Source organism: Streptomyces capoamus (assembly GCF_014654935.1).
Classification (GTDB): domain Bacteria; phylum Actinomycetota; class Actinomycetes; order Streptomycetales; family Streptomycetaceae; genus Streptomyces; species Streptomyces capoamus.
The window spans coordinates 29,665-36,619 of record NZ_BNBF01000018.1 but is presented as its reverse complement, the minus strand read 5'-3'; the positions used below and the strand labels follow the sequence as shown (position 1 = coordinate 36,619).

Sequence of the window (6,955 nt, the reverse complement as noted above, 5' to 3'; positions counted from 1 at the left end):
CGCCCTCGGAGCTGGCGGCGGCCGTGCACCGGGTGTGGTGGGAGCGGCTGAACGACTTCTGGATGCTGCGCTGGCACTACGAGCGCGGCGACACGCGCGCGGACCGCCAGTTCCCGGCCGCGTCGGCGCTCGCCGTGTGGTGGACGCGCGAATACGACGCGGTGTGCGACGCGTTCGTGCGGTGAGCGCCCGGCGTCACCTCAGGGGGACGCCGGGCCGGTCGCCGCGGGCGGGCTTCAACCGGTGGTGTCGCCGGTGCTGCCGTCGGTCGTGGTGCCCTCGGTGCTGCCGGCGTCGCCGGTGCCCGCGTCCGTGCCGCCGACCGTCGTACCGGCGTCCGTGCCGCCGTCGGCGGTGCCCGCGTCGGTACCGCCGTCGGTCGGGTCCGTGGGCTCCGACGGCGTGGTCGGCGGGTGCGACGGCTCGTTGCTCGGCGTCGAGCTGGCCGGCTGGGACGGGGTGTACGACGGCGTGGACGCCGGCGGCCAGCCGGAGCCGGAACCGGAGCCCGACCCCGAGCCGTTCTCCGTGGAGGGGTTCGAGGGCTCGTCGGTCTTGTCGTCCGTCGCGGTCGGGGAGGGCGACTTCTCCTTGGTGTTCTTGGAGTGCGTCGTCTTCGGCTTGGTGTCGTTGCCGTCGCTGCCGGTGCCGCCCGTCTTCTGCATCGCCAGCGCGACGCCCGCCGCGATCGCGACGACCGCGAGGACGGCGAGGATCCACAGCTTGCCGCGGCCGCTGCCCTTGTTGCCCTGCCCCTCGAAGCCGCCGTCGTCGCCGCTGCCGTAGCCCGTGGGCAGGATCGGCTGCGGGATCTGCGCGGTGCCGCCACCGTCCCCGGTGTGCGGCATGACGGTGGTGCCGGCGAAGCCCGCCGCCGCGGCGTTCCGGCCGTCGGGGGCCGCCACCGGGCCGGTGTTCCAGGTGCCGGTGTGGCCGCCCTGGTCGTACAGCATCTGCAGGCCGTACTGGACCAGGCCGCGCATCTCCTCGGCCGTCTGGAACCGGTCGTCGGGGTCCTTGGCGAGGGAGCGCATGACCAGCCCGTCCAGCTCCGGCGGGCAGCCGTCGGAGGCCTCCGACGGCGGGGTCGGGATGTCCTGGACGTGCTGGTAGACCACCGACAGCGGGGTCTCGCCGGTGAACGGGGGGCGCAGGGCGAGGAGTTCGTACAGCAGGCAGCCGGTCGCGTACAGGTCGGAGCGGTGGTCCACGGCCTTGCCGAGCGCCTGCTCCGGGGAGAGGTACTGCGGGGTGCCCATGACCATGCCGGTCTGCGTCATCGTCGTGGACGCGCCGTGCAGGGCGCGGGCGATGCCGAAGTCCATCACCTTCACGGCACCGCTGTGGGTGATGATGACATTCGCCGGCTTGATGTCACGGTGCACGATGCCATGCTGATGCGAGTAGGCGAGTGCCTCCAGCACACCGGAGACGATGATCAGGGCCTGCTCGGGGCCCGGCGCCTCGGCGTTCAGCAACAGGTCGCGGATGGTGCGGCCCTCGACCAGTTCCATGACGATGTACGGCACGGACTGGCCGCCCACCACATCCTCGCCGGAGTCGTACACGGCGACGATCGCGTGATGGTTGAGGCCGGCGACCGACTGCGCCTCACGGGTGAAGCGGGCCTTGGAGACGGGGTCCTCGGCCAGGTCCGCGCGCAGCAGCTTCACCGCGACCGTACGGCCCAGACGGACGTCCTCGGCCGCGAACACCTCGGCCATGCCGCCCCGGCCCAGCCGGTGCGTGAGCCGGTACCGGCCGTCGCCGACGAGCCCTCCGTTGCCCCACATCTCCGGCGCGTCTGACATGCCGCCGCCAGTCGCCTCGGGGTCGGACGGGCCCTGAGAGCGCTGCGTCTGTGCCATCAGTCCTCGCCGTCGTTTCTGCCCGCGGTGCGCGCGGTGTTGTTACGGTCTCCGTCGGCCACGCTACAGCCTCCGCGGGAGCCACCGGTTCGGAACGGCAACCGGAACCGACCCGAGACTGACCGGTCATGAAACCTCTAGCACGCGCTGTCGTGCAAATTCCGTGCACCCGTCGTAGGGCCCCTGTAACGCTTGCGCGACGCTTCTTGCGCGTACGGTCACGGAACGGGCACCGCGCTTGACGTGTCGGTGCCCTGGGGCAGACTTGGCCGGGAATGAGACATTCGATCAAGGCCTGTCCGCCGGCTGACGGCGCCGGGCGGCCGGTGGGGGACGCGGAGAGATGAGCCAGGACGGCGCACACGGCCGGTACGCGGGGCAGGCCCTGGCCGGGGGCCGCTACCAGCTGCGCGACTTGCTGGGCGAGGGCGGCATGGCCTCGGTGCACCTGGCGTACGACGCGGTGCTGGACCGCCAGGTCGCCATCAAGACGCTGCACACCGAACTCGGCCGGGAGCAGGCCTTCCGCGAGCGCTTCCGCCGTGAGGCGCAGGCCGTGGCCAAGCTCACGCACACCAACATCGTCTCCGTCTTCGACACGGGCGAGGACGCGCTGAACGGCATGACGACGCCGTACATCGTCATGGAGTACGTCGAGGGCCGGCCGCTGGGCTCCGTCCTCGAGGAGGACATCCGGCAGTTCGGCGCGATGCCCGCCGACAAGGCGCTCAAGGTCACCGCCGACGTCCTCGCGGCCCTGGAGATCAGCCACGAGATGGGGCTGGTCCACCGCGACATCAAGCCCGGCAACGTGATGGTGACCAAGCGTGGCGTGGTCAAGGTGATGGACTTCGGCATCGCCCGCGCCATGCAGTCCGGCGTCACCTCCATGACCCAGACCGGCATGGTGGTCGGCACCCCGCAGTACCTCTCGCCCGAGCAGGCCCTCGGCCGCGGGGTGGACGCCCGCTCCGACCTCTATTCGGTCGGCATCATGCTGTTCCAGCTGGTGACCGGACGGCTGCCGTTCGACGCGGACTCGCCGCTGGCCATCGCGTACGCGCATGTGCAGGAGGAGCCGGTGGCGCCCTCCTCGGTCAACCGCGCGCTGCCGCCCGCGGTGGACGCGCTGGTCGCCCGCGCCCTGAAGAAGAACCCGAACGAGCGCTTCCCCACCGCCGAGTCCATGCGCACCGAGTGCCTGCGGGTCGCGGCCTCCCTGCAGGCGGTCCCGCCGAGCATCGTGCCGGGTGCCGGGCCGGCGCAGAGCGGCGCGGGCGTCGGCTCCGCGGTGTTCCCGCCGGTCGACCGTGCGACCCCGGCGCCGCACGGGCAGGTCCAGACGCCGTACCAGCCGGCTCCCGCCCCCACCCCGGCGCCGCACCCGTACGGCCACCCGACGCCCCCGGCCTACGGCTATCCGCAGCAGGGCGGCTACCAGACCCCTCCCGTCGGCTACGGCCCGCAGGCCGGTGCGCCGACCCCGCCGCCCTACACGATCGCGCCGCAGCCCGTCGGACGGCCGGCCGGTCCGCCCGGCCGGAAGAAGCGGCCCCTGGTCGTCGGTACCGTCACGGTCGCGGTCATCGTGGTGGTCGGGGTGATCGTCGCGGTGACCGTGAAGAACGCCAACGACGACATCAAGGGCACCGGTGGCGGGTCGAAGGCCTCCGCGTCCCACCGTGCGGGCTACCGCCCGGCGGACACCAGCCGGCGGATCGACAAGAGCAAGTGCACCGACCCGCAGGAGTCGTGGAAGGACCCGGACAAGGTCGAGCTGCCCGACTTCCGCTACAAGGACATCGGCTCCGTCAAGCAGTGCCTGCAGGCCGCGGGCTGGAAGTGGAACATCAAGCGCCAGAACGACAACACCTGGGGTGACGGGACCGTCCTGAACCAGTTCCCCGAACAGGGCACGGACGTCGACCCGGACGACCCGGGCAGCATCGAACTGCGCGTGTCCACGGGCAACCCGCCCCAGTGATCCCCGTCCCCGGGCGGTCCCGGGGACGAGTCGGGCCCGGCGGCCGTCCGCCGGGCCCTTCGTGTGCGGCCGGACGAGCCGCCGGCCGGCGGCTTACAGGTACGGGCCGCCCGAACGGCCGCCCAGGTGCTGGTCGTCGCCGCCCTCGTGGCCGGTCACGCCCGGCGGGAGCGCGCGGCGCATCTGCTCCAACTGGGCCCGCGCGGCCATCTGCTGGGCGAACAGCGTGGTCTGGATCCCGTGGAAGAGGCCCTCCAGCCAGCCCACCAACTGTGCCTGTGCGATCCGCAGTTCGGCGTCGGTCGGGGTGGCGTCGTCGGTGAACGGCAGGGAGAGCCGCTCCAGTTCCTCGACCAGCTCGGGGGCCAGCCCGTCCTCCAGCTCCTTCACCGAGCTGGCGTGGATCTCCTTCAGCCGGACCCGGCTGGCCTCGTCGAGGGGGGCGACCCGCACCTCCTCCAGCAGCTGCTTGATCATGCTGCCGATCCGCATGACCTTGGCCGGCTGCTCCACCTGCTCCGTCACCGGGGTCTCACGCGAGTCGTCGTCCCCGCCACCGAGCGCCATCCCGTCCTGACCCACGACGAGGATCTGGGGGTTCTCGGGCGACCGTTCGTTCCTCGGCATCTCCATGCCGCCATTCTCTCGCACGCCAACACCTCATCACCGTCCTGCCCCCTCATGGGGCTGATCCACCGTTTAGACCCGACGGAGCAATCCAGAATGCCTTCTTCGCCATGGAATGTGAGGCTTGTTCCCGTCCGTTTTCCATCGGTCACGACACCCTGGGCTCCGGGAGGTCACCGACGTGACTCCACGCCTGCGACGCACGCGCCGCTGTCTGCGGCTGCTGGTCGTCCTCACGGCAACGGCGCTGCCGGCGTACGGCACCGCCGTCGCGTACGGCAGTGCCCACGCATACGGCAGTGCGGCCGTCCCCGCCGCGGAGCAGGGCTCCGCCCGCCCCTCCGCCACGGACCACCGCGGCGGACAGCGGCTCGCCGAGGGCGCCGGCCGCACGGCCGCGCGGTACCCCGCCGCGGGCCGCGGACACCCGGAACAGGGCCCGCCGGGCCACGGCGGCCCGGCGGCGGCGCGTGCCACTCCCGCCCCCTCCGCGCACCAGGAGGCGCCCGCCGTCGCGCCCCTGCCCTCCGACTCCGCCTCCGCGTCGGTCCGTCCCTACCGCCCGCTCGCCTCCGTCGAGCCGTCCCGGGCGGGCAGCCGGGCCGGTGAGGGGCGGATGCGGCCGGGCCGGCTCGACGGGCCGGCGACCGAGGTGGAGGGCGACGACGACCCCCCGCCCCCCACCCCCGTCGCGCAGCCCCAGGAGCAGGAGGAGCAGGAGGAGCAGGCGGAACCGGAGGAGGCGGAGACCGCCCGGATACCGAGCGCCTCCCCGGCCCCGGAGGATGCCGGCTCCGCCCCGGCCGGACACCCGGAGCGGCCCGCCCAGCAGGCGGCCCAGCAGGGACAGGCTCCCGTGGAGCCGGTCCTGCGGCTCCTGCCGCTGGGCAGCGGCCTGGTCCTCATCGGGCTGGGCCTGGGCCTGGCCCTGCTGGGCCTGCGACTGCGCCGGAGCTGACCGGCCCCGCCGCTACGGCGCGACCAGCAGCACCTTGCCGATGTGGCCGCTGTCCTCCACCAGCCGGTGGGCCTCGGCGGCCTCCGGCATCGGCACCTCGCGGTCCACGACCGGACGGACGTGCCCGGCGGCGAGCAGGGGCCACACGTGCTCGCGTACGGCGGCGACGATCGCCGCCTTCTCCTCTAGCGGACGGGCACGCAGCGAGGTCGCGCTGATCGCGGCGCGCTTGCCGAGCAGCGTGCCGATGTTCAGCTCGGCCTTCACCCCGCCCTGCATGCCGATGATCGCGAGGCGGCCGTTGACGGCGAGAGCCTGGACGTTGCGGTCCAGGTACTTGGCGCCCATGTTGTCGAGGATGACGTCGGCTCCCGCGCCGCCGGTGGCCTGCCGGACCTCGTCGACGAAGTCCTGCTCGCGGTAGTTGACGAGCACGTCCGCGCCCAGCTCGGCGCAGCGCTCCAGCTTCTCCTTGGTGCCGGCGGTGACCGCGACCCTGGCGCCGACGGCCTTGGCCAGCTGGATCGCCATGGTGCCGATGCCACTGGAGCCGCCGTGCACCAGCAGGGTCTCGCCGGGACGCAGATGGGCGACCATGAACACGTTGGACCAGACGGTGCAGACGACCTCGGGCAGCGCCGCGGCCCGGACCAGGTCGACGGACTCGGGCACGGGCAGCAGCTGCCCGGCCGGTACGGCGACCTTCTCGGCGTAGCCGCCGCCCGCGAGCAGCGCGCACACCGGGTCGCCCACCGACCAGCCGGAGACGCCGGGGCCGAGGGCGGCGATCCTGCCGGAGCATTCCAGGCCGGGGTAGGGGGAGGCGCCGGGCGGCGGGTCGTAGAAGCCCTGACGCTGCAGGATGTCGGCGCGGTTGACGGCGCTGGCCACCACCTCGACCAGCACCTCGCCCTCGCCGGGCACCGGATCGGGGACCTCGTCCCACACCAGCGCCTCGGGATCACCAGGTTCGGGAATCGTGATCGCATGCATGCCGGTGACGCTACCCCCCGCGGGGGCGGTCACCCGCCCGGCAGGGGACGGGTGTCGGGGGTGACCCGGGCGCCCGGGGTGACGCGGACGATGGTGATGAGCCGGTCGGTCAGCTGCAGGGTGCCGACGGACGGGTCGTCGTAGCCGAGCACCCGGTGGCCGCGGACGACGCTCACCACCAGGTCCTCCGTCTCGCGCGGCTTCTTGCCCGCTTCGGCGCGGACCACGGGCCGTTCCACGATGTCCAGCCCGCTGCCCTGCTGGATGAGGTCCTCCATGACCATGCCGGCGGCGGGACTGAGCACGGACAGCCCGAGCAGCCGGCCGGCCGCCCCGGAACTGGTGATGACGGCGTCGGCGCCGGACTGCTTCAGCAGCGGGGCGTTCTCCTCCTCGCGCACCGCGGCCACGATCTTGGCCGTCCGGTTGAGCTGGCGGGCGGTCAGGGTGACGAGGACCGAGGTGTCGTCCCGCTGCGGGGCGACGATGATCTGCCGGGCCCTGTGCACCTCGGCCCGTTTGAGC

General features: G+C 73.1%; 6 protein-coding genes and 1 pseudogene. 3 read left to right on the top strand and 4 right to left on the bottom strand.

All coding sequences use genetic code 11. The features are described from left to right. Positions 1-185: pseudogene (locus tag IE312_RS41825) on the top strand (aminoglycoside phosphotransferase); the annotation flags it as partial. 51 nt (positions 186-236) lie between these two features. Here the strand turns inward: IE312_RS41825 and IE312_RS25900 are convergent. Then, positions 237-1,868: a protein kinase domain-containing protein gene (locus tag IE312_RS25900; RefSeq protein ID WP_189984743.1), complete on the bottom strand. Its 1,632-nt coding sequence runs from the start codon at positions 1,866-1,868 to the stop codon at positions 237-239. 343 nt (positions 1,869-2,211) lie between these two features. On the opposite strand from IE312_RS25900, the gene IE312_RS25895 reads away from it, so the two are divergent. Beyond that, a complete protein-coding gene (locus IE312_RS25895; RefSeq protein WP_189984742.1) occupies positions 2,212-3,852 on the top strand; it encodes a protein kinase domain-containing protein in 1,641 nt (546 codons plus the stop codon). A 93-nt stretch (positions 3,853-3,945) separates the two neighbouring features. Here the strand turns inward: IE312_RS25895 and IE312_RS25890 are convergent, their stop codons facing one another. Next, positions 3,946-4,485 (bottom strand): bacterial proteasome activator family protein, encoded by a 540-nt coding sequence (locus IE312_RS25890; RefSeq protein WP_189984741.1) that lies wholly within the window; start codon positions 4,483-4,485, stop codon positions 3,946-3,948. A gap of 175 nt (positions 4,486-4,660) precedes the next feature. Between IE312_RS25890 and IE312_RS25885 the strand changes: the two genes are divergently transcribed. Continuing rightward, entirely contained in the window at positions 4,661-5,437 is a 777-nt protein-coding gene (locus IE312_RS25885; RefSeq protein ID WP_189984740.1) for a hypothetical protein, read from the top strand. Between the two features lie 12 nt (positions 5,438-5,449). On the opposite strand, the gene IE312_RS25880 is transcribed toward IE312_RS25885, so the two are convergent. Further along, positions 5,450-6,430 (bottom strand): NAD(P)H-quinone oxidoreductase, encoded by a 981-nt coding sequence (locus tag IE312_RS25880; RefSeq protein WP_189984739.1) that lies wholly within the window; start codon positions 6,428-6,430, stop codon positions 5,450-5,452. A 29-nt stretch (positions 6,431-6,459) separates the two neighbouring features. Then, positions 6,460-6,955: NAD-binding protein (locus tag IE312_RS41820; RefSeq protein WP_229900435.1), on the bottom strand; the 496-nt coding region annotated here is incomplete at its 5' end.